A 20,266-nucleotide genomic window follows, 5' to 3' on the forward strand; every position below is an offset into this window, starting at 1 on the left:
GAGGCTAACATCGCCGCTGCGTCGCCATGGCCAAGTCGGCGCAGCTCGCAGGCCCCCGCCGGGACGGCGGGGGCCAGCGGCGGGCGCGTCAGGCGGCGGCGTCCGTCTCCCGGTTGCGCAGGGCCCTGCTCACGCCGTCGGCGCCCTCGAGGATCAGCCGGCGCAACGCCTGCGGCGGCTCCTCGTCGGCGAGGTAGCGCTCCGCGGCCTCGACGGTCGCCGGCTCGATGAGCAGCGCGGGGAAGCACCCCACGGCGAACGTGGACGCCTGGTCGAACGTCCACTCCTTGTAGATGCGCCCCACCTCGGCGAAGTACTTCTCGCGGTAGGAGGCCAGCAGCTCGGGGTGGCGCGGGTCCTGGAAGCCGCCGATGGTCGTACGGGCGATGTGGTTGGCCAGCTCGCCGCCCACGATCCGGTCCCACGCGGCGGCCTTGGCCTCGGCGGTCGGGATCGCGGCCCGGCAGTGCGCGGCCGAGCGCTCACCGGTCGCCGTAGGGTCGAGCTCCAGCTCGGCGTCGACGTCCGACTCGGTCAGGCGGCCGCAGGAGACGAGCGCGTGCACCAGCGACCAGCGCAGGTCGGCGTCGACGGTCAGGCCCTCGGGCACGGTCGAGCCGTCGAGGATGCTCTGCAGCAGGTCGAGGTCCTCGTCGGAGCCGGCCACGGGTGCGAACGCCTGGAGGAAGGCGAGCTGGTGGTCGGAGCCCGGCTCGGCGGAGGCGAGCAGCGCGCGCAGCCTGCCGGCCAGCAGCTCAAGGCCCTCCTGCCGCCACGCCGGGTCGGCGTACTGCTGCACGGCCATGCGCGCCTGCCGCAGCACCGCCTGGAGGACGGTGATGTCGGAGACCGTTTCCACGCCCGACACGACCAGCCTGACGTAGTCGCGCGTGGACATCTCGCCGTCGCGGGTCATGTCCCAGGCCGCGGACCAGCACAGGGCCCGCGGCAGCGACTCGGTGAACGCGGCGATGCCGCCGTCGACCAGCGTCTTCAAGGAGCGCTCGTCGAGGCGGATCTTGGCGTAGGTCAGGTCGTCGTCGTTGATCAGCACGAGGTCGGGCTGCTCCTCGCCGACGAGCTGGGCCACGTTCGTACGGGCGCCCACCACGTCGAGCTCCACCCGCTTCGTACGGGTCAGCTCGCCGCCGGCCAGGGAGTACAGGCCGATGGCGACCCGGTGGGAGCGCAGCGTCGGGTAGTCGGCCGGCGCCTCCTGCAGCACCTCGAATCGGGTGAACCGGTCTCCCGACACCTCGAACGAGGGCCGCAGCGTGTTGACCCACGAGGTCTCCAGCCACTCCTTCGACCAGGACGACAGGTCACGGCCCGACGTGCGCTCCAGCGCGGTGAGCAGGTCTTTCAGCTCGGTGTTGCCCCAGGCGTGCTCGGCGAAGTAGTCGCGTACGCCGGCCAGGAAGTTGTCCAGGCCCACGTAGGCGACGAGCTGCTTGAGCACCGAGGCGCCCTTGGCGTAGGTGATGCCGTCGAAGTTGACCTCGACCGCCTGCATGTCGGGGATGTCGGCGGCGATCGGGTGGGTGGAGGGGAGCTGGTCCTGGCGGTAGGCCCAGGCCTTCTCCACGTTGGCGAAGGTCGTCCACGCGCCCTTGCCCCACCGCGTGGCCTCGGCCTGGGCGAGTACGGACATGTAGGTGGCGAACGACTCGTTCAGCCACAGGTCGTCCCACCAGCGCATGGTGACGAGGTCGCCGAACCACATGTGCGCCATCTCGTGCAGGATCGTCTCGGCACGCCGCTCGACGACCGCGTCGGTGACGCGGGAGCGGAAGACGTAGTCCTCCAGGAGCGTAACGCAGGCGGCGTTCTCCATGGCGCCGGCGTTGAACTCGGGCACGAAGAGCTGGTCGTACTTCCCGAACGGGTAGCGCACCCCGAACACCCGGTGGAAGAAGTCGAAGCCCTGCTTGGTGACCTCGAAGATGTTGTCCGCGTCGAGGTGGCCGGCCAGCGAGGCCCGGCAGTAGACGCCCAGCGGGATGCCGTCGTGCTCGGTGGTCACCTTGTGGTACGGGCCGGCCACCAGCGCGGTGATGTAGGTGGAGATGACCGGTGTGGGCGCGAACTGCCAGCGCCGGGCGGCGGGCACCGCTCCGTGCTTGCCCGCCTGCTCGGGCAGCTCCTCCACGCCGGTGGCGCCGGCGTTGGAGATGACCTCCCAGCCGGCCGGGGCCAGCACGGTGAGCTGGAAGGTGGCCTTGAGGTCGGGCTGGTCGAAGCAGGCGTACATGCGGTGCGCGTCGGCCGTCTCGAACTGGCTGTGCAGGTAGACGTTCTTGTCGACCGGGTCGACGAAGCGGTGGAGCCCCTCGCCGGTGCGCATGTAGGAGCAGTCGGCGTCCACGCGCAGCTCGTTGGCCTTGGCGAGCGAGGGCAGCGGGAAGCGCCCGGCGGCGGCGTCGTAGCTCGCCACGTCGAGCTCCTCGCCGTTGAGCACGACCTTGCGCACGCGGGCGCCATGCAGGTCGATGAAGGTGGACGCGCCCGGGCTGGTGCTGGCGAAGCGGACCGTCGTGACGCTCTCGAAGCGCTCGTCCCCCTCCGTCAGGTCGAGTGCGACCTCGTAAGACTCGACCTTCAGCAGCCGGGCGCGCTCACGGGCCTCGTCTCGGGTCAGGTTGCCTGCCAAGTTGCGCTCCTTTTCACCGCTTCGTAGAAGTTTGTCGGTATCCTGCCACGGCGGGAATAGGACCCGAACCACCTCAGGTTATGGCCCCACGTGACTGAAAAGATTCCCGTGGACCTGTGGTTCGACCCATCCTGCCCCTTCGCGTGGGTGACGTCACGATGGCTGATCGAGGTGGCGAAGGTTCGCCCCATCGAGCCGCGCTGGCGCATGATGTCGCTCCACATCCTCAACGAGGACAAAGACGTCTCCGACGACTACCGCGAGCGCGCCGCCCGGGCCATGGGATCGGTCAGGGTGGTGGCGGCCGCCGCCGCCAAGCACGGCGAGCCGGCCATCGGCGAGCTCTACACCGCTCTCGGCACCCTGCTGCACAACGAGGGCAGGAGCGAGGAGCCCGAGCGGCTGCGCGAGACCGTCGAGACCGCACTCGAGCGGGCCGGCCTCGACAAGAGCCTCGTCGAGGCCATGCACTCCGAAGAGTGGGACTCCACCATCCGCGCCTCTCACGACGAGGGCATCACGCTCGTCGGCCAGGAGGTCGGCACGCCCATCATCCGCCTCGGCGCCAACGCCTTCTTCGGGCCCGTGATCACCCGCATCCTCCGAGGTGAGGACGCGGGCAAGCTCTGGGACGGCGTGCTGGCGGTCACCGCGTACGAGGACTTCTTCGAGCTGAAGCGCACTCGCACCAAACGACCGCAATTCGACTGACGTTTCCGTCTATGCCCATTGCGTCGTCTTACGCCGGCGGTGGAATAAGGCCGGCGGTGGTGGAGAAGGCTCATCCCGACCAGGGATGAGCCCTTTCAATGCCACGTCAAGCGCTGTCAGGATGGTGCTATGCGCCAGCTCTATATCGGCGGCTCCTGGACCGCGTCGACGTCGGACGAGTCCATCGAGGTCGCGAACCCGGCCACGGAAGAGATCATCGACCGCGTCCCCGCGGGCACGCCCGGCGACGTTGAGGCGGCCGTGCGGGCGGCCAGAAAAGCCTTCCCCCGATGGGCGGAGACCGCCGCCGCCGAGCGCGGGAAGCTGCTCGGCGACGCCGCCGACCTGCTGAGACAGCGAGCTGACGAGATCGCCAAGACGATCGCCACCGACATGGGCGCGCCGCTCGGCTTCGCGCTCAAGGTGCAGACGCTCATGCCCGCGACCGTGCTGTCCTCCTACGCGCGCCTGGCGGAAAGCCATCCGCGCGAGTCGCGGGCCGGCAACTCGCTGGTGCTCAAGGAGCCGGTCGGGGTGGTGGCGGCGATCACGCCGTGGAACTACCCGCTGCACCAGATCATCTGCAAGGTGGGTCCCGCGCTGGCCGCCGGGTGCACCGTGGTGCTGAAGCCGAGCGAGGTGGCGCCGCTCGCGGCGTACGCGCTGGCGGAGATCTTCGACGAGGTCGGCCTGCCCGCGGGCGTGTTCAACCTGGTGAGCGGGCGTGGACCGGTGATCGGGGAGGCCATGGCCGCCCACCCCGACGTCGACATGGTGTCGTTCACCGGCTCGACCGGCGCGGGCCGGCGGGTGGCCTCGCTCGCGGCCGAGTCGGTCAAGCGGGTTGCGCTCGAGCTGGGCGGCAAGTCGGCAAACATCATCCTTCCCGATGCCGACCTGCCCCTGGCGGTCAAGGTGGGCGTGGCCAACTGCTTCGTCAACGCCGGCCAGACCTGCTCGGCGTTGACCCGCATGATCGTCCACCGCGACCAGTACGACGAGGCCGTGCGGCTGGCCGTCGAGACGGCGCGCGGCTACACCGTCGGCGACCCCTTCGACGAGTCGACCAGAATCGGCCCGCTGGTGTCGGCGGCCCAGCGCGAGCGCGTCGTCCGCTACATCAACAGGGGCCAGGAGGAAGGCGCCAGACTGGTCACCGGCGGCACCGAGCGGCCTCACGAACGGGGCTACTACGTCGAGCCGACCGTGTTCGCGGGTGTGGAGCCGGGCATGACGATCGAGCAGGAGGAGATCTTCGGCCCCGTGTTGTCGCTGATCCCGTACACGACCGAGGACATGGCCGTCGAGATCGCCAACGGCACGAAATACGGCCTGGCCGGAGCCGTCTGGTCGGGCACCGAGGAACACGCCGTGTCGGTCGCCCGCAGGCTCCGCACGGGCCAGGTGGCCGTCAACGGCGGCCGGTTCAACCCGATGGCCCCGTTCGGCGGCTACAAGCAGTCGGGCGTGGGCCGGGAACTCGGCGAGTACGGGCTCGAGGAGTTCCTGGAGATCAAGGCGCTGCAGCTGTAACCGCCGGAGGCGACGCGCCGGCGGGTCAGACGAGCAGCCCGCCGGTCGCGTGCAGGTTGTGGCCGGTGACCCAGCGCCCGTCCGGGCCCGCCAGGAAGGCGACCACGGCGGCGAGGTCGTCGGGCCTGCCGAGACGCCGCAGCGCGGTCAACGCCTCCGTCTGCTCCAGCGCCTCCGGCGGGTTGGCGCCGTGCAGCATGTCGGTGTCGGTCGCGCCGGACGAGACGACGTTCACGGTGATGCCCCGTCCGCCCAGCTCGCGCGACGCCACTTTGGCGAACTGCTCGACCGCCCCCTTGCTGCCGCAATAGAGCATCAGACCGGGCGCGGGCACCTGGGTGTTGAGCGTCGAGATCGTGATGATCCGCCCGCCGTCCCGCATGACGCGGCCCGCCCACTGCGTGGCCAGGAACACCGCCCGGGTGTTCACCGCGAAGACCCGCTCGTAGTCGTCGCCGGTGATGTCGGCCAGCGGCTTGCTCAGGCTCAGCGCGGCGTTGTTGACGAGGATGTCCAGCCCGGGCAGCCGCGCCTCCGCCTCGGCGAACAACCGCTCGAGGTCATCCTCGTCGCCCAGATCGGCGCGTACGGCGTGCGCCCCCGTCTCCTCGGCCACCTGCAGGGCCGCCTCTTCGGAGCGCTCGTAGCAGAACACGACCTGCGCCCCGTCGCCCGTCAACCGCTCCACGACGGCCCGGCCGATGCCTCTGGAGCCTCCGGTGACCAGTGCGCCCTTTCCTGAAAGTACGCTCATGCGGCCAACCTACGCTCTGAGCATGATTTCGCGGGCTTCGTTTCTGGGGAGGCGGTCGACGTACAGCTTGCCGTCCAGATGCTCGGTCTCGTGCTGGAAGCAGCGCGCCAGCGATCCGCGCGCCTTGACGCGCACGGGCCGCTGCAGCCGGTCGACGCCCTCGACGGTGACGCCCGCGGCCCGCGCGACAGGGGCGTAGATCGGCCGGCCCGTCCGGCGGTCGGGCACCGACAGGCAGCCCTCCTCGTCGAGCACCTCCTCCGGGTCGTCGACGGTCAACCGCGGATTGATCACGTGCCCCTTGCGTCCGCTGATGTCATAGACGAACAACCTTCGTGACACGCCGATCTGGGGGCCCGCCAGGCCGACGCCGTTGACCGCGTACATCGCCTGGAACATCTCGTCGATCAGCCGGCGCAGGTCGCGGTCGAAGTCGGTGACGGGATCGGCGGTCGTGCGCAGCACCGGATCGCCGATGATGCGGATCTCGCGCATACGATTTCTGCTTTCGTAAGGACTGGACTGCGGAACAGGTCCTTACTCTACAAGAGGGCCTGATCGGCGAGGGCTGTGGAAGACTGGTCATGTGCGTGTCTACATCGGTGCCGACCATGCCGGCTATGAGCTGAAGAACCACCTCGTGTCCTGGCTCAAGGACCACGGTCACGACGTGATCGACTGCGGTCCCTTCGTCTACGACGCGGAGGACGACTATCCCGCGTTCGTCCTGCGCGCGGCCGAAGGCGTCGCGGGCGACCCCGGCAGCCTGGGGGTGGTCATCGGAGGCTCGGGCAACGGCGAGCAGATCGCCGCCAACAAGGTGCGCGGCATCCGCGCGGCACTGGCCTGGAGCGAGGAGACGGCCGCCCTGGCGCGCGAGCACAACAACGCCAACGTCGTCAGCGTTGGCGCGCGCATGCACGCCCTCGACGAGGCGACCAGGTTCGTGGAGGTGTTCCTGACCACGTCGTTCTCCGGCAGCGAGCGCCACAGCAGGCGGATCGCGCAGCTCGACACCTACGAGACGATCGGCCAGCTGCCCTCCCTGCCCTAGCCCTTGCGCTTGGGCTCGCGCCTGGGCATCTCGTCGCGCAGAGGCCGCCGGTCGGCGGCCTCCTGCTGCTCTTTCGACGGTCTCGACACGTCGCGGGCACGCATGGCGACGGTCGCGGTGATCTGCAGGCTTTGCAGGGCCATGTCCCCGACCCTACGTCAGAACGTCAGCCCCGCCCATGGCTTCGGGTGCCACGACATGGCGGTGGCCAGCGAACGCAGCGCGCCGGGGGAGTGCTCCCGCACGAGCCCCGCCGCAAGCTGCTGCATGAGCAGGCCGTCGCCGAGGAACGCCGAGCCGAGCGAGGCCACCGGCAGCGTCACGTCAGGCTGGTCCTCGACGGGCGTGCACTCCGCGCCCGCGGGGCCGGCGGCGAGCCGCCAGCGCCGGGCGTTCCACGGGCACACGTCGTCCTCGACCTCGATCACCACGTCCACGGGCGCGGAGTAGGACCGGCAGACGAGAGCTCCGTCCACCTCGACCACGCGCACCCACAGCTCGTCGTTCCAGCTCGCGCGCACCTGCCGCGGGTCGGCCAGCAGCGTGAGCAGGGGGTCGTCCACCGGCCTGGGGCGGGCGTCGACCCGGGAGACCAGATCGCGGTCGAGCACGCTGCGCCACAGCAGCGCGTACGCCGCCGGGTCGGCCGCCTCCAGCTCCTGCAGCTTCAGCTCCCCGTCGGGGAGGCCGTTGGCGTCCCACGACGACTTGATCCGGAACAGGGCGTAACCGCGCACGCCGCCGTCGTCCTCGGCCAGCACCGAGCGCAACGGGCCGGCCCCGCCCTGGTCGGCCTCCTCGTCGGCCAGCACGTTGTCCCAGAACCGCGCGTTGCGCTCGTAGCGGCCGGGACGCCGGGCCACGACGGAGGCGAACACCTTCTCCAGGTCGGCGCGTACGTCGGCGGGCCTGGCGACCCTGAGCCTGAGCGACGGGTCCGACGGAGCGTTGCCGACGAACGCCGAACCCTGCTTCCTGAGGTGGAACGACAGCTCGCTCGACGCCCTGCCGTAGCCGTACCTGCCGTAGATGGAGGCTTCGGAGGCGTAGAGAGCGGCGACGCTCTCCCCACGCTCCCGGATGTCGGAGAGCTGCCTGCGCATCAGCGACGACAGAACGCCGCGGCGGCGATGGGAGGGCAGCACGCTGACGGCCGTCACGCCCGCGACGGGGAGTTGCCTGCCGGGGACCGTCATGGTGAGGCTGTAGATGGACGTGACGCCCGCGATGAGGTCACCGTCGAAGGCCGCGAGCGTGCGGTCGAACTCCGTCTCGGCCTTGTAGCGCTCGTTCTGCGCGGGGTTCGGCCGCCAGCCGAATGCCTCTTCGAGCACCAGCGCGAACGCCGGCCACTCGGACTCGTCAATCGGGCGGATCGGATACGTCATCTGTCCACGGTAGGAGCGGGCAAAGCGGGAGGGCCACCGAATATCCGTGCTTAATGATCAAGGCCTTGGTCAAGTGGGCTGCCCAAACACCGGTCAGACCGATACAGTCAGGCCCATCATGAGTTCCCGACCGGCGCCGCTGATCCCGCCACGGGTCCGTGCCGTCCTGGTGCGGGTGCCGGGGCTGGTGGCTGCCGTCCGGTTCATCCGGCGAGGGCCGCTGGCCCGCGACCGCAACCTGCTCCTCACGCTGACCGTTCTCGCGCTCGTCATCGGGTTCCTCGCGGTCGAGGCCTCGACCGAGTGGTTCTCACCCTCCCTGCTCATCCTCGTCACCCTGATCGGCGGGCTCCAGCTTCGGCTGCGCAGCCTGGTCAAGCTGCTCGTGGGCGTCGGCGTCGCGCTCGGCTACATCGCGATCGCGCTGGGCCCCGGACGGATCGGCGTCGGGCTGACCGTGACGATCGTGTTCACCACGGTGCTCGCCGTGCTCATGGCCCGCACCAGGGGGAAACTCGGCGTGCAGGGGCTGCGCGGCGACGCCATGCTGCTGGAGTTGCGCGACCGCCTCAAGAGCCAGGGCGAGCTGCCGCCGCTGCCCAAGGACTGGGGCGGCAAGGTGGTGCTCAAGCAGGCCGGCGGGTCGTCGTTCGGCGGCGACTTCCTGGTCTCCATGCGCGACGGCAACTCCGTCGAGATCGCCCTGGTCGACGTGTCCGGCAAGGGCGTCGACGCGGGCACCCGGGCGCTGCTGCTGTCCGGCACGTTCGGCGGGCTGCTCGGATCGGTCGACGACTTCCTGCCCGCCTGCAACACCTACCTGCACCGCCAGCGGGGCGACGAGGGCTTCGTGACCGCGGTGCACGTGCGGCTCGACCTCGACACGGGCGACTACACGATCACTTCGGCCGGGCATCCGCCGGTGGTGAAGTTCGACGCGGGCACCGGCAACTGGCAGGTGGCCTCGGCCAAGGGCGTGGTGCTCGGCGTGGTGCCCGACCTGCACTGCGAGCCCGACAGCGGCACCTTGCGCAAGGGCGATGCGCTGTTGCTCTTCACCGACGGCCTCATCGAGCAGCCGGGGCGCGACATCGACGCCGGGCTCGACCGGCTGCTCGGCGAGGCGGAGCGGCTGCTGCCGTCCGGTTTCCGCGACGGCGCGCGTCCGCTGGTCAACGCCATGGCCTCCGGCCACAACGACGACTGCGCATTGGTGCTGATCTGGCGCCCCTGATGACGAACCACATGGTTCAGGTCGTGTTGGCAGTCACTGGCAGCGGGCTCGACGCTGCTGAGATCCTCTAGAGGTTCGGGCCCCGGCGGAGCGGCGCGGCTCCACCGGGTCCCGTCACAGCCAGCCCTGGTCGCTGGCGATGCGCACGGCGTCGAGCCGGTTGCGGGCCCCGGTCTTGCACATGATGCGGGACAGATGGTTGCGCACGGTGCCCACCGACAGGAAGAGCTGGTCGGCGATCTCGGTCGAGCGGGCCCCGCCCGCCGCGACGCGCAGCACGTCGAGCTCCCTCCTGGTGAGCGGATTCGTCTCACACTGGAGCGCGGCCGCGGCCAGCTCGGATTCGATGGCCCGGCGGCCCGCCGCCACCAGGCGCACCCCCTCGGCCAGCCGCTCCGGCGGCACGCACAGGCTCATGAACCCCAGCGCCCGCTCGGCCAGCGCCCTGCGCACCTGCCCTGGATGGGGATCGGCCGACAACATCAGCACCTTGCATCCCGGCGCCTGCGCGGAGAGCCCGGCCAGAACGGAACTCCCCGGCAGCCCGGCGTCGACGACGGCCACGTCGGGGCAGCTCTCGATGGCCGCCCGCACCGCGTCGTCCGCGCATCCCGCCTGCGCCACGACCCGCAGATCGGGCTCGGCTCCAAGGATGGCCAGCAGGCCACGACGCACCAAAGGCAGGTGCTCTGCGATCAGTATGCGGATCAAGGACTCCCCCTCCATCGTCTCTTAGGGTGATCGTTTGATCGCGTACTGTCAATGCGTTCCAAAAAGCGGGCAAGCCGTACCGCGCGGCAGATTCGACTACCCTTGGGTTGGCGGTTTTTTCGCCGGTCCTGCCGTCTGCCGTGGAGCGCGACTCGATGAACTGGCTCTATCTCGTGGGGATCATCCTTTTCCTCCTCGGGCTGATGTTCTCCATCGCGCTGCATGAGCTCGGTCACCTGGTGCCCGCCAAGATCTTCGGCGTGCGGGTGACCCAGTACATGGTGGGCTTCGGCTCGACGGCCTGGTCGCGGCGGAAGGGCGAGACCGAATACGGCATCAAGTGGATCCCGCTCGGCGGCTACATCCGCATGATCGGCATGCTGCCGCCGCGCCCGGGCGACGACCCCTCCAAGGCCAGGAGCACCGCGACGGGTCCGTTCCAGGGGCTCATCGAGTCCGCCCGCGACGCCGCCCTGGAAGAGGTGCGGCCGGGCGACGAAGACCGCGTCTTCTACCGCAAGAAGTGGTGGCAGAAGGTCATCATCATGTCCGGCGGCCCGGCGATGAACTTCGTGCTGGCCTTCGTCTTCTTCAGCATCCTGCTGGTCGGCATCGGCCTGCCGACGTGGGCCCCGATCGTCTCGCCCGAGACCAACACGTGCGTGATCCCCGTCACGGAGCAGCGCACCACGTGCAAGCCCACCGACAAGCCGACCCCCGCCGCCCAGGCGGGCCTGAAGGCCGGTGACCGCCTGGTCTCCCTCGACGGCAAGAAGATCGGCGACTGGGCCGCCGCCACCGACCTGATCCGCTCCCACGGGCCGGGAGCCGCGCAACTCGGCATCGTCCGCGACGGCAAGCCGATGACGCTCACCGTCACGCTCATCGCCCAGGACCGGCCCAACCTCGAAGACCCCGAGAAGATCGACAGAAACGTCGGCTTCCTCGGCGTGCTGCCCACCGAGGTCATGCAGCAGCAGAGCATGGGCCAGGTCATCGGCTACATGGGAGAGCTGACGGGCAGGGTCGCGAGCTCGCTGCTCAACCTGCCGGAGAAGATGGTCGGCGTCTGGCACGCCGCCTTCTCCGGCGAGGAGCGCGACCCCGAAGGCCCGGTCGGCGTCGTCGGCGCGGGCCGCATGGGCGGCGAGATCCTCGCCTCCGACCTGTCCAACGAGAAGAAGATCGCCATCTTCGTCAACCTGCTGGCCGGGTTCAACCTGGCGATCGGCATGTTCAACCTCATCCCGCTGCTGCCGCTCGACGGCGGGCACATCGCCGGTGGCCTGTGGGAGGGCATCAAGCGGGCCTACGCCAAGATCCTGCGCAGGCCCGATCCCGGCTACGTGGACATCGCGAAGGTACTGCCGCTGACCTACGCGATCGCCATCGTCATGATGATCATGGCGGGGCTGCTCATCTACGCCGACCTGGTCAACCCGCTGCGGCTGACGGGCTGACGACCGGGCTGTCTCAGCCCCGCGTGAACGGTGCCAAGGCAGGGCCGAAGGCCGCGCCCAAGGCGACAGCCCAGGAAGGCCGGCCCCGACAACGTCCTGAACGGATGCCAGCGCGTGTCCCGCCATGCCAGGTAGTAGTCGTCAGTACGGCTCCTGGCGAAACTCCACGCCCGCGACCGGGCCCAGCTCGTCATCGCCGCCTACGACGGCGGGCTCGTCAACCCGTCGCCGCGGTGATCGCCGGACCGACCTGCCCTCAGTTCATCGAGATGTGCACGTGGTCGTAGTGGTTCTCGGTGATGCTGCCCCGGTTGGACATCGTGCTCCAGCCCGAGCCGTGGTTGATGCGCTGCTTCCAGATGACGTACTTGACACCCAGCTTGCTCTTGTTCTTGATGGCCCACTCCGCGATGCGGTCGCCCAGGGCGGCGTTGGCGGCTGAGGGCATCGAGCCGCCCGTGCTCATCATGAAGTCACAGGCCCGGCCCAGGGGATGCTCGCCGCTGGAGCCCGAGCGGAAGCAGCCGACGGTGAAGGGCAGCGCGAAGTTCTTGGCGATCTGCTCCTTCATCAGCCGCGTGCGCGGGGTGATGTTGTCGGAGCCGGACGGCAGTTCGGGCGCCCAGCCGCCGTCGGACCTGCGGTTGGTGCCGAACGGCACCAGGTCCTGGAGTTTCTTCTCGATGTCGTCGATGACGTCCTCGGCCTCGTCGCGCTGGCCGGCGACCTCGGCCGCGTCCTTGCGGATCTTGTCGGCGAGTTCGACGGCCTCCACGGAGGCCTTCTTCTTCTCGTCGCGCGCCTTGATCACGCCCTGCACGAACGCCTGCTGCTCGGCGGTGACCTGATTGAGCACCGCGGCGCCGCCGCTGTTCTCCGGCAGCATGAACGCGGGCACCGCGGGGTTGCCGTTCTGGTAGCGCAGGCGGGCTATCTCGGCGACGCGTTTCTCGGCCGTCGTCAGCGCCTTTTCGGCGGTGGCCAGCCGGGCCTTGGCCGCCTCGGCGGCCTTCTGCGCCTTGGCCAGTTCTACGCGCTTGAGGTTGTAGGCCTCGATCAGCTTGTCGACCTTCTTGTTGAGCTGTTTGAGCTGCGCGCGCAGCTCCGACTCCTTGGGTTTGGGGGCCGCGGACGCCGCGGACGCCGGGGCCGCGGAAACGACGACGGCGGCGGCGGTGATGAGACCGATGGCAAGACTCGCGGGGGACGAAGCCGCCACGTAGGTGTTCCTCTCCCTCTGCCGGCCGGGTTAGCTGACGGGTTCGGGTATGGGAGCTGCGTATCCCTACCACTGATGTGGATTCACCCCAGGTGCGATGGGTCCCCGGCTCCCGGGCAACTCGCCCAGGATTAGGCGGTGCAACGGCTGTTACGGCCGATGCATAAGGGGATATTAGTGGTAGATCACGAGTCATGCGACCTTAAGTAGAAATCTATTCTTGATCTACTTGTGATCGGAGCATGCGCGCGGCCTCCTCCGGTAGCACGTCGTTGACGAACGCGCCCATCGCGGACTCCGAGCCCGCCAGATACTTGAGCTTGTTGGCCGCCCGCCGGATGCTGAAGAGCTCCAGATGCAGGTACGCGAGCTCGCGATGCCGCCGCACCGGGGCCTGGTGCCAGGCCGAGATGTACGGCATCACAACCCCGAACAGCCCGTCGAAGGCCCGCAGCACCGAGGTGTAGAGCGGGGCGAACGCCGCACGCTCCTCCTCCGTGAGCGCCGCCAGGTCCGGCACCTGCCGGTGCGGGTACACGTGCACCTCGTACGGCCAGCGCGCGGCCGCGGGCACGAACGCCGTCCACAGCTCGTTGCCGGCCACCACCCGTGTGCCAGCGGCACGTTCGGCGGCCAGCACGTCGGCGAACAGGTTGCCCGCGCCCTGGTAGCGGGCCGCGGCGCCGAGCTGGAGTTTCGTCCTGGGCGTGACGTACGGGTAGGCGTAGATCTGGCCATGCGGATGCGCCAGCGTGATGCCGATCTCCTCGCCCCGGTTCTCGAAGCAGAACACCTGCTCCACGCCCTCGATCCCGGACAACTCGGCCGTACGGTCGGCCCACGCCTCCATGACCAGCCGCACCTGGGCGTCGGAGAGCTTGGAGAAGGATGAGGAGTGGTCCGAGGTGAAGCACACCACCTCGCACCGCCCCACTCCCGGACGAACCTCACTCAGCCCGCCCACATCGTGATAAGTCCCAAAATTTGTGGAGAAGGAGGGAAAGCGGTTTTCGAACACCGCCACGTCGTAGTCGTACGCCGGGACCTCCGTCGCCCGTGTGTCCGACGACGGGCACAACGGGCACTCGGCGGACGTGCCCGTCGGCAGGAACGTCCGCGTCTGCCGGTGCCCGGCCATCGCGATCCACTCCTCGGTCAGCGGATCGTAGCGCAGCTCGGACGCCACCGGCCGAGGCTCGAGCGGGCGCCGGTCGATCGCGCTCCGGTCGGCGTCGTCGCGCCGGTCGAAGTAGATCAGCTCTCGGCCGTCGGCCAGTTGGGTGACGGTGCGCTTCAATGCGTGTCCTCCGCGATGATCAGTTCTCCGGCCCGCTCGGCCAGTTCGATACGTGCGTCCTCGGGCAGCCCCGCGTCGCTGATGACCACGTCGGCCTCGCTCAGCTCGGCGATGGTGCTGATGCCCACCGTGTTCCACTTCGTGTGGTCGGCGGGCACGACCAGCCGGTGCGCGGCCGTCACAAGCTCCCTGTCGGTCTCCGACTCCAGCAGGTTGGGCGTGGTGAACCCGGCCCGCACGCTCATCCCGTGCACGCCGAGGAAGAGCGTGTCCACGTGCAGGCGGCGGATCGCGGCCACGGCCACCGGGCCGACCAGCGCGTCGGACGGCGTGCGCACGCCGCCGGTCAGCACGACGGTGCGGTCGGCGCGCGGGTTGCGGTGGAAGACCTCGGCGACGGGGATCGAATTGGTGATCACGGTCAGCTCGGGGACGCCGATGAGGTGGTGGGCCAGCGCCCACGTGGTGGTGCCCGCCGACAGCGCCACGGCGGTGCCGGGGCGTACCAGCCTGGCCGCGTGCCGCGCGATGGCCTCCTTCTCCTGCTGCTGGCGGGCGGACTTCGCGGTGAAGCCCGGCTCCTCGGTCGATCCGGGACCGAGCGCGGTCGCGCCGCCGTGCACCTTCTCCAGCAGACCGCGTTCGGCCAGCACCTCGAGGTCGCGGCGGATGGTCATGTCGGAGACGCCGAGCTCGCGTACGAGGTCGGCGACCCGGACGCCGCCGTTGCTGCGCACGCGTTCGAGGATCGTCTGCTGACGCTGCTGTGCGAGCACGCCCGCTCCTTCCAACAGATTCCACCAAATTATGACACGACGCTGTTGGGGAATGTTAGTTCGGTGCGGATCGCTTGCGCTGGTCAGCATGGGAGAGAGACGTTGGGAGGACACCGACTCCGGAGGCGAGCTTATGGCCAGGCGAGCACGCAAGGGCAAGGCACGCAAGAAGAAGAAGGCGAACCACGGCAAGCGCCCGACAGCACGCTGACTGGTGGCCGCCCGCCGGCGGCCACCATCGTCCCGGCAGCTCGGCGCGCGAGCGGGCAGCCCGTCTCCCGCGGTGCCCTCCTCCTGCGCCAGGTCACAGAAGGAGCGCGGGCCGGTCGGGGTGATCGGCCCTGATCACGACGTCGGCCGCCTCCTGGGGCCGCACCTCGCGCTCGTACCGCTCATAGGCGGGCAGCCGCCACCGCTCCTCCTCGGGCGTGCGGCGCCCCAGCGCCGCCGCGGACAACCACACATGCACGCTCAGCTCGAACGCCAGCCCCCGCCCCAGCAGCAGCGTCCCGTCCACGACCACCACCCCGCCCGGCGGCAGCTCCTCATAGGGCAGCCGGTACGCCCGGTCGATCCGGCTGTCCCACAGAGCAGGCAGCACCCGTCCAGAGCCGTCCTCGTCCAGGGGATCCAGCACCTCCCTGCGCAGCGCTTTGACGTCGAGCCAGTCCTCGTAGAAGGCGTCAGGATCGGCCCTGCCGTGCTCCAGCCGCAGCGACGAAGGCCGAAGGAAGTCACCCGCAGAAACCCGCAGCACAGGCCGGCCGCGCAGCCGGAGCGGCGCGACGAGGTCGTCGGCCAGCGCTTCCGGCCGTCCGGCAGGCGCCCCGTCGACGGCCACCCGAATTCGACGCTCGCGTGGCCACTGGGAGACCCGCTCGACCAGCTCGTCGACGAGAACGTCACGGGAGATCGGTCGCGCACGCATCGGCACCAGCTTACGAGCGCCCTCCGCCCGGCGTACCCGCCGCACGCGCGGTCGCGGAAGGGCGTTCGATCATAAGATCCGCGCATGGACTGGCAGACGTGGCACGACGAGTACGACGACCCCGGTTCGCTCCTGGCGCAACGACTACGGGTCGTGCAGCAGCGGATCCGGCTGGCGCTGGACGCCTGCTCGCCAGGTCCGCTGAGGCTCGTGAGCCTCTGCGCCGGCCAGGGCCGTGACCTGCTGGAGGTGCTCGACGGCCATCCCCGCCGCGACGACGTGCTGGCCCGTCTCGTGGAGCTCGACCCGGGCAACACCGCGAAGGCCGAGGAGACGGCCGGCGCGGCAGGGCTGGGCCAGGTCGAGGTGATCACCGCCGACGCCGCGCTCACCGACCACTACCATGGCATGGTCCCCGCCGACATCGTGCTCGCCTGCGGCGTGTTCGGCAACATCGCGGACGAGGACGTCCAGCGTACGGTCGCCACGTTCGCCCAGTTGTGCCGGGCGGGCGGCACGGTCATCTGGACGCGCCACCGCAGGCCCCCCGACCTGGTGCCGCAGATCTGCCGGTGGTTCGAGCAGCGCGGCTTCCACCTCGAATGGCTGTCGGAACGGGACGCCGGCTACGGCGTCGGCGCACACCGCTTCACCGGCACCCCGCAGCCCCTGATCGTGGGAAAGCGCATGTTCACGTTCGTCGGCCACGACCTGCTCGGCAACGGTTGAGCACCGGTGCGCGAACGACGAAGGCCAGGCCCCGAGACGGGATGACCTGGCCTTCTCCTCGCGCGAGCGGACGACGGGAATCGAACCCGCGTAGCTAGTTTGGAAGACTAGGGCTCTACCATTGAGCTACGTCCGCGCGAACCGGTCGAAGTCTGGTCTAGACTTCATCCGGTCGTCAGGGCGTAAGCGTACCGGAGTCGCGGACCGCATGCGCACTCGGCGAGACGGGGCGTGGCGCAGCTTGGCAGCGCGCTTGCTTTGGGAGCAAGAAGTCGCAGGTTCAAATCCTGTCGCCCCGACCATGTCGCGAAGGCCGCTCACCGAATCGGTGGGCGGCCTTCGTACGTACCGGCTCCCGGCAGGGGTGCATCTATGTGCACCCCTGCCGGGTAGCCAGGCCGATTCTCCCTGGCCGCGTCCGGCCCTAGCGTCGAAGCAGGCAGCCGATCGACGGGGGAGAACGCCGTGACCACCACAGAGAACAAGACCGATCGTACGGCGGCCGGCGGGCGCGCCCTTTCCGCCGTCCTCTGGATCCTCCAGGTCGTCGTGGCCGGTGTCTTCCTCATGTCGGCCATGGGCAAGTTCTCGAACGTCGAGCCGGCGAAGTCCACGTTCGAAGCCGTCGGGTTCGGGGACTGGTTCCGCGTCCTGGTGGGCGTGCTGGAGGTGGCGGGGGCCGTGGCGCTGTTCGTGCCGCGGCTGGCCGGCCTGGCAGGTCTGGCGTTCGTCGGGCTGATGGCGGGCGCGACGCTGACCGAGCTGTTCGTGTCGGGTGGCGGCGTGGTGATGCCGCTGACGACGCTCGTGCTCTGCGCCGTGATCGCCTGGGGGCGCAGGCGGAGTACGGCCTGGCTGTGGGCGGTCCTCACCCGGCGGTAAATAAACTGTGAAGCCCCGCCCCCATCACGGCCAAGGACATGTTGACGCTGTTCGACGACGACCCGATCTCCCGCCCCCTCACCTATCCAGGCCGGATCCCGGAGACCTCCGGGGTCCTGGTCGACGACGCGTACGTGCCGCTCAAGCCGGCGGGCAGCAGCCCGGGGGAGTGGCGGGCGGCCGGCGAGCCGCTCAGCGCACTGCTGGCACGCCGGGGCTGCCGGCCGCTGTCGGCTCGCCACCGCGTCGTCGCCGTCGGATCCAACGCCGCGCCGAGCCAGGTGCGCAGGAAGTTCCTCGACCACGGGGTGTGCGGCGTCGTTCCCATGATGCTCGCCGACGTGCCGGGCGTCGCCCCCGGCGTCTCCGCCCATGTGAGCAGGGCGGGCTACGTGCCCGCCGCGCCGATCGAGACGCCCGGCGAGACGTCCAGGCTGTTCGTGCTCTGGCTGGACGAGCGGCAGCTGGCCGCCCTCGACCTCACCGAGCCCACCTACACGAGGACCACGCTCGCGCACCCGCTCACGCTGGCGCCGGGTCTGCGTTTCCCGCCCGCCTTCGTCTACGAGGGAAAGCACGGGTGCCTCATGGACGCCGGTCGCCCCCGCCGCCTGACGTCCCAGCGAGCGCTCATCCGGTCCCTCCTGAAGGAGACCCCAGGGCTGAGCCACCTGTGCGGCGACACGCCGGACGACTTCGTCGCGACCGTCAGGGACGAGACCGTGCGCGCGGCGGCGTCCCGCCTCCTCCAGGCACGGCTGGGCCGCCAGCGGGCCGCCGGGTAGAGTCTGGCCGCGTGACCGACACCAATGCCGACACCCGCGTTCCTCCGCCCCTGACCGGCGACGAGCGAAGCATCCTCGACAACTGGCTCGAGTGGCATCGCGGCACGCTCGCCGTCAAGTGCGCCGGCCTGACGGACGAGCAGCTGCGCCTGCGTTCCGCGCCACCCTCCACCCTTTCCCTGCTGGGCCTGGTCAGGCACATGGCGCATGTCGAGCGTTCCTGGTTCCGTCGTGTGCTGAACGGCGAGGACATCCCCAAGCTGTGGGACAAAGACCGCGACAACGACGCCGACTTCAACGAGGTGGACACCGCCTCCGTCGAGGAGGCGTTCGCCACGTGGCGGGAGGAGATCGAGCTGGCCCGCTCCATCTCGGCCGCCGCGCCGCTGGACGCCGTCGGCGAACGCAGGGGCGCCGACTGCTCCCACCGCTGGATCCTCGTCCACATGATCGAGGAGTACGCCCGCCACAACGGCCACGCCGACCTGCTGCGCGAGCGCATCGACGGCGCGAAGGGCGACTAGGGACGGCCGGTCTCGCGGAAGATGATCGCGGCGCCGAACGCCGCGCGGGCGGGCACGACGAGCTCCCCCGCGGAGGTCCTGCCCAGCGGGATGCCGCCGGCGCGCAGGAGGCGTTCGGTTGCCGCGGCGTCGTCCACGCCGACCGCGTAGGCCACGAAGCCGGGCAGGGCCGCCGCGCTCTCGCCGGGCAGCAGCTCGTCCAGTCTCGACGCGGCGGCCAGCGTGACCCTGGCCTCTCCGCCGAGCTCGAACCCCCGCACGGGCCCGTCCCGCCGTGCCGTACGCCCCAGGTAACGCTCGTAACGCCGCTCGGCCTCGTCAAGCGCGTCGTCTGCCACGCACAACACGCACTCGACCAGGCCGTGCGCGCCGTTGGGATGGCTGGTGCCGGCCGAGGCGCGGTCGTTGGCGGCCAGCCCGACCCGCCCTTCGGGCACGCGGCCGGGCCCGATGCCGTCGATCTCCAGATAGCGGACGGGCTCCATCCGGGTCCCGTCCGCCGTCTCGACCGGGCGCTGCGCGGCATGGACGCCGCCGTGCCCCACGCGGGCCGCCGCCAGCCGCGCGGCGGCCCCGTCGATGTCCTGCGCGTCGAACATCAGGATGTGCACGCCCTCGAAACGTCGCAGGCAGGCCTCCAGGTTGGCCGCGGTGCCGCGGACGGCCTCCTTGAGCGCGGCCAGCCGCTCCTCGGGAGCTTGCAGGGGGATCAGCCTCGCGTCGCCCGGCACCCGCCCGGATCCCGCGACCGTGACCAGCTCGACGAAATTGCCGGGGAAGTACGCGTGCGTGTTGCCCACGCCGAACGGCTCGGGAGGCTCGCCGAGCACCGGATATGCCGGGCCCGGCAGGCTGAACCCGAGCCGCCGGTAGCGGTCCAGCGCCTGGTCCATGTCGCGGACGAGGTGGCCGACGTGGTGCAGCCCGCCGATGTCATGTTCCATGTTTGCCTCCGTAAGCGGCGTCTCTGAAGTCACGGGAGAGCCGTTCGAAGATCTCGACAACCTCTCCGGCGGCGGGCTCGCGTGCGGACGGCCGCTCGGGCTCGAACGTCCTGCGCAGGGTGTCGGCCAGATGCCCGGCCTTCTCCTCCGGCCCGAGCGTCACGTCGGCGGGCAGCAGCGGTTCGATCGCGAAGAACCCGAACACGATGGTCGGCAGCGAGTAGTCCAGATCCTCAGGACGCAGCCCGGCGCGGAGCAGCCCGTGCCCGGCCAGCACCCGCAGATAGTCGCGCGAGGCGATCAGCTTGGCGCCCTCCAGCGGTTTCCTCGCCGGGCTGGAGAGGAACTTGTCGAGCGTCTCCGCGTCCCTGGTGAAGAGGGCCCGCAGCACCGGCCGGTCCATCGCCTCCAGGAAGAACCTGCGCATGTAGCGGTGCAGCATGATCTCGTCGGGGTCGGCCCGCATGGCCGCGGTCACCGCTTCCAGCATCGCGACCGCCTCGCGGGCCGCCACGGCGAAGAACAGCTGCTCGCGCGTGCGCCAGTGCAGGTAGATGGTGCCCTTGCCGACTCCGGCCAGCTTCGCGATCTCGTCGATCGTCACCCGCCGGTATCCCCAGCGCAGCAGCAGTTCCTTGGCCGCGTCGAGGATCCGGTCGGCCCGCCCGTCGTGCTCGCCCCGCATAC

22 protein-coding genes, 2 tRNA genes and 1 riboswitch are annotated in these 20,266 nt (G+C 70.0%); of the genes, 11 read left to right on the forward strand and 13 right to left on the reverse strand.

Annotation, left to right across the window (positions count from 1 at the left end; translation table 11 throughout):
• Window positions 1-88 precede the first annotated feature (88 nt).
• Window positions 89-2,650, reverse strand: a complete 2,562-nt coding sequence (gene pepN, locus ABGA98_RS41295) for an aminopeptidase N (protein ID WP_347623934.1) — start codon at window positions 2,648-2,650, stop codon at window positions 89-91.
• Window positions 2,651-2,740: 90 nt separating this feature from the next.
• On the opposite strand from pepN, the gene ABGA98_RS41300 reads away from it, so the two are divergent.
• Window positions 2,741-3,361, forward strand: a complete 621-nt coding sequence (locus ABGA98_RS41300) for a DsbA family protein (protein WP_347623935.1) — start codon at window positions 2,741-2,743, stop codon at window positions 3,359-3,361.
• A 129-nt stretch (window positions 3,362-3,490) separates the two neighbouring features.
• A complete protein-coding gene (locus tag ABGA98_RS41305; protein ID WP_347623936.1) occupies window positions 3,491-4,894 on the forward strand; it encodes an aldehyde dehydrogenase family protein in 1,404 nt (467 codons plus the stop codon).
• Window positions 4,895-4,919: 25 nt separating this feature from the next.
• On the opposite strand, the gene ABGA98_RS41310 is transcribed toward ABGA98_RS41305, so the two are convergent.
• Together ABGA98_RS41310 and def are read right to left on the reverse strand one after the other, a co-directional pair.
• On the reverse strand, window positions 4,920-5,648 hold the full coding sequence (locus ABGA98_RS41310) for an SDR family oxidoreductase (protein WP_347623937.1): 729 nt from the start codon (window positions 5,646-5,648) through the stop codon (window positions 4,920-4,922).
• Window positions 5,649-5,657: 9 nt separating this feature from the next.
• Complete coding sequence (gene def, locus ABGA98_RS41315; protein WP_347623938.1) at window positions 5,658-6,143, reverse strand: peptide deformylase; 486 nt, start codon at window positions 6,141-6,143, stop codon at window positions 5,658-5,660.
• 91 nt (window positions 6,144-6,234) lie between these two features.
• Between def and ABGA98_RS41320 the strand changes: the two genes are divergently transcribed.
• Window positions 6,235-6,702 (forward strand): ribose-5-phosphate isomerase, encoded by a 468-nt coding sequence (locus ABGA98_RS41320; protein ID WP_347623939.1) that lies wholly within the window; start codon window positions 6,235-6,237, stop codon window positions 6,700-6,702.
• Here the strand turns inward: ABGA98_RS41320 and ABGA98_RS41325 are convergent.
• Both ABGA98_RS41325 and ABGA98_RS41330 read right to left on the reverse strand, forming a co-directional pair.
• On the reverse strand, window positions 6,699-6,845 hold the full coding sequence (locus ABGA98_RS41325) for a hypothetical protein (RefSeq protein ID WP_347623940.1): 147 nt from the start codon (window positions 6,843-6,845) through the stop codon (window positions 6,699-6,701). The two genes, ABGA98_RS41320 and ABGA98_RS41325, sit on opposite strands and share 4 nt — an antisense overlap.
• 15 nt (window positions 6,846-6,860) lie before the next feature.
• Window positions 6,861-8,090 carry a GNAT family N-acetyltransferase gene (locus tag ABGA98_RS41330; protein WP_347623941.1) on the reverse strand — a complete coding sequence of 410 codons (1,230 nt, stop codon included), beginning with the start codon at window positions 8,088-8,090 and terminating at the stop codon, window positions 6,861-6,863.
• 118 nt (window positions 8,091-8,208) lie between these two features.
• Here ABGA98_RS41330 and ABGA98_RS41335 point away from each other — a divergent pair, with 118 nt between their 5' ends.
• Window positions 8,209-9,324, forward strand: a complete 1,116-nt coding sequence (locus ABGA98_RS41335; RefSeq protein WP_347623942.1) for a PP2C family protein-serine/threonine phosphatase — start codon at window positions 8,209-8,211, stop codon at window positions 9,322-9,324.
• Window positions 9,325-9,438: 114 nt separating this feature from the next.
• Here ABGA98_RS41335 and ABGA98_RS41340 read toward each other — a convergent pair whose 3' ends face one another.
• Window positions 9,439-10,035, reverse strand: a complete 597-nt coding sequence (locus ABGA98_RS41340; RefSeq protein WP_347623943.1) for a response regulator transcription factor — start codon at window positions 10,033-10,035, stop codon at window positions 9,439-9,441.
• Window positions 10,036-10,190: 155 nt separating this feature from the next.
• On the opposite strand from ABGA98_RS41340, the gene ABGA98_RS41345 reads away from it, so the two are divergent.
• Window positions 10,191-11,495, forward strand: coding sequence for a site-2 protease family protein (locus tag ABGA98_RS41345; protein WP_347623944.1), 1,305 nt, complete (start codon window positions 10,191-10,193; stop codon window positions 11,493-11,495).
• Window positions 11,496-11,751: 256 nt separating this feature from the next.
• Here the strand turns inward: ABGA98_RS41345 and ABGA98_RS41350 are convergent, their stop codons facing one another.
• The 3 genes from ABGA98_RS41350 to ABGA98_RS41360 form a co-directional block, all read right to left on the reverse strand.
• Window positions 11,752-12,714 (reverse strand): hypothetical protein, encoded by a 963-nt coding sequence (locus tag ABGA98_RS41350; protein WP_347623945.1) that lies wholly within the window; start codon window positions 12,712-12,714, stop codon window positions 11,752-11,754.
• A gap of 5 nt (window positions 12,715-12,719) precedes the next feature.
• Window positions 12,720-12,862: riboswitch (cyclic di-AMP (ydaO/yuaA leader) on the reverse strand.
• Between the two features lie 66 nt (window positions 12,863-12,928).
• Window positions 12,929-14,011: a galactose-1-phosphate uridylyltransferase gene (gene galT, locus ABGA98_RS41355; protein WP_347623946.1), complete on the reverse strand. Its 1,083-nt coding sequence runs from the start codon at window positions 14,009-14,011 to the stop codon at window positions 12,929-12,931.
• Entirely contained in the window at window positions 14,008-14,787 is a 780-nt protein-coding gene (locus ABGA98_RS41360) for a DeoR/GlpR family DNA-binding transcription regulator (protein ID WP_347623947.1), read from the reverse strand. The genes galT and ABGA98_RS41360 overlap by 4 nt, the downstream gene beginning before the upstream one ends.
• Window positions 14,788-14,875: 88 nt before the next feature.
• Here ABGA98_RS41360 and ABGA98_RS41365 point away from each other — a divergent pair, with 88 nt between their 5' ends.
• Entirely contained in the window at window positions 14,876-14,998 is a 123-nt protein-coding gene (locus ABGA98_RS41365; RefSeq protein WP_347623948.1) for a hypothetical protein, read from the forward strand.
• Between the two features lie 93 nt (window positions 14,999-15,091).
• Here the strand turns inward: ABGA98_RS41365 and ABGA98_RS41370 are convergent, their stop codons facing one another.
• Window positions 15,092-15,715 carry a uridine kinase gene (locus ABGA98_RS41370; protein WP_347623949.1) on the reverse strand — a complete coding sequence of 208 codons (624 nt, stop codon included), beginning with the start codon at window positions 15,713-15,715 and terminating at the stop codon, window positions 15,092-15,094.
• 84 nt (window positions 15,716-15,799) lie between these two features.
• Here ABGA98_RS41370 and ABGA98_RS41375 point away from each other — a divergent pair, with 84 nt between their 5' ends.
• The gene (locus ABGA98_RS41375; protein WP_347623950.1) at window positions 15,800-16,444 is read left to right on the forward strand and encodes a class I SAM-dependent methyltransferase; all 645 of its coding nucleotides are present in this window, start codon (window positions 15,800-15,802) and stop codon (window positions 16,442-16,444) included.
• Between the two features lie 65 nt (window positions 16,445-16,509).
• On the opposite strand, the gene ABGA98_RS41380 is transcribed toward ABGA98_RS41375, so the two are convergent.
• A tRNA-Gly gene (locus tag ABGA98_RS41380) sits at window positions 16,510-16,580 on the reverse strand.
• Between the two features lie 89 nt (window positions 16,581-16,669).
• Between ABGA98_RS41380 and ABGA98_RS41385 the strand changes: the two genes are divergently transcribed.
• The 4 genes from ABGA98_RS41385 to ABGA98_RS41400 all read left to right on the forward strand — a co-directional run bounded on the left by ABGA98_RS41385 (window position 16,670) and on the right by ABGA98_RS41400 (window position 18,635).
• Window positions 16,670-16,746, forward strand: a tRNA-Pro gene (locus ABGA98_RS41385).
• A gap of 163 nt (window positions 16,747-16,909) precedes the next feature.
• Entirely contained in the window at window positions 16,910-17,326 is a 417-nt protein-coding gene (locus ABGA98_RS41390; protein WP_347623951.1) for a DoxX family protein, read from the forward strand.
• Window positions 17,327-17,364: 38 nt separating this feature from the next.
• Window positions 17,365-18,111 carry a hypothetical protein gene (locus tag ABGA98_RS41395; protein WP_347623952.1) on the forward strand — a complete coding sequence of 249 codons (747 nt, stop codon included), beginning with the start codon at window positions 17,365-17,367 and terminating at the stop codon, window positions 18,109-18,111.
• An 11-nt stretch (window positions 18,112-18,122) separates the two neighbouring features.
• Window positions 18,123-18,635 (forward strand): DinB family protein, encoded by a 513-nt coding sequence (locus ABGA98_RS41400; protein ID WP_347623953.1) that lies wholly within the window; start codon window positions 18,123-18,125, stop codon window positions 18,633-18,635.
• Here ABGA98_RS41400 and ABGA98_RS41405 read toward each other — a convergent pair.
• Both ABGA98_RS41405 and ABGA98_RS41410 read right to left on the reverse strand, forming a co-directional pair.
• Window positions 18,632-19,579, reverse strand: a complete 948-nt coding sequence (locus ABGA98_RS41405; protein ID WP_347623954.1) for a VOC family protein — start codon at window positions 19,577-19,579, stop codon at window positions 18,632-18,634. The genes ABGA98_RS41400 and ABGA98_RS41405 overlap by 4 nt on opposite strands.
• Complete coding sequence (locus ABGA98_RS41410) at window positions 19,569-20,264, reverse strand: helix-turn-helix domain-containing protein (protein ID WP_347623955.1); 696 nt, start codon at window positions 20,262-20,264, stop codon at window positions 19,569-19,571. The genes ABGA98_RS41405 and ABGA98_RS41410 overlap by 11 nt, the downstream gene beginning before the upstream one ends.
• Between the last annotated feature and the right edge of the window lie 2 nt (window positions 20,265-20,266).

The sequence above is a fragment of the Nonomuraea sp. B1E8 genome (assembly GCF_039871515.1).
GTDB lineage: Bacteria > Actinomycetota > Actinomycetes > Streptosporangiales > Streptosporangiaceae > Nonomuraea.

What these genes read in the sequence shown, in the direction of transcription:
- ABGA98_RS41375 (WP_347623950.1), top strand. Translation starts at nt 15,800, where the DNA reads ATGGACTGGCAGACGTGGCACGACGAGTACGACGACCCCGGTTCGCTC.
- ABGA98_RS41335 (WP_347623942.1), top strand. Translation starts at nt 8,209, where the DNA reads ATGAGTTCCCGACCGGCGCCGCTGATCCCGCCACGGGTCCGTGCCGTC.
- ABGA98_RS41365 (WP_347623948.1), top strand. Translation starts at nt 14,876, where the DNA reads ATGGGAGAGAGACGTTGGGAGGACACCGACTCCGGAGGCGAGCTTATG.
- ABGA98_RS41405 (WP_347623954.1), bottom strand. Translation starts at nt 19,579, where the DNA reads ATGGAACATGACATCGGCGGGCTGCACCACGTCGGCCACCTCGTCCGC.
- ABGA98_RS41410 (WP_347623955.1), bottom strand. Translation starts at nt 20,264, where the DNA reads ATGCGGGGCGAGCACGACGGGCGGGCCGACCGGATCCTCGACGCGGCC.
- ABGA98_RS41330 (WP_347623941.1), bottom strand. Translation starts at nt 8,090, where the DNA reads ATGACGTATCCGATCCGCCCGATTGACGAGTCCGAGTGGCCGGCGTTC.
- ABGA98_RS41325 (WP_347623940.1), bottom strand. Translation starts at nt 6,845, where the DNA reads ATGGCCCTGCAAAGCCTGCAGATCACCGCGACCGTCGCCATGCGTGCC.
- ABGA98_RS41370 (WP_347623949.1), bottom strand. Translation starts at nt 15,715, where the DNA reads ATGCGTGCGCGACCGATCTCCCGTGACGTTCTCGTCGACGAGCTGGTC.
- ABGA98_RS41310 (WP_347623937.1), bottom strand. Translation starts at nt 5,648, where the DNA reads ATGAGCGTACTTTCAGGAAAGGGCGCACTGGTCACCGGAGGCTCCAGA.
- ABGA98_RS41305 (WP_347623936.1), top strand. Translation starts at nt 3,491, where the DNA reads ATGCGCCAGCTCTATATCGGCGGCTCCTGGACCGCGTCGACGTCGGAC.
- def (WP_347623938.1), bottom strand. Translation starts at nt 6,143, where the DNA reads ATGCGCGAGATCCGCATCATCGGCGATCCGGTGCTGCGCACGACCGCC.
- ABGA98_RS41345 (WP_347623944.1), top strand. Translation starts at nt 10,191, where the DNA reads ATGAACTGGCTCTATCTCGTGGGGATCATCCTTTTCCTCCTCGGGCTG.
- ABGA98_RS41395 (WP_347623952.1), top strand. Translation starts at nt 17,365, where the DNA reads ATGTTGACGCTGTTCGACGACGACCCGATCTCCCGCCCCCTCACCTAT.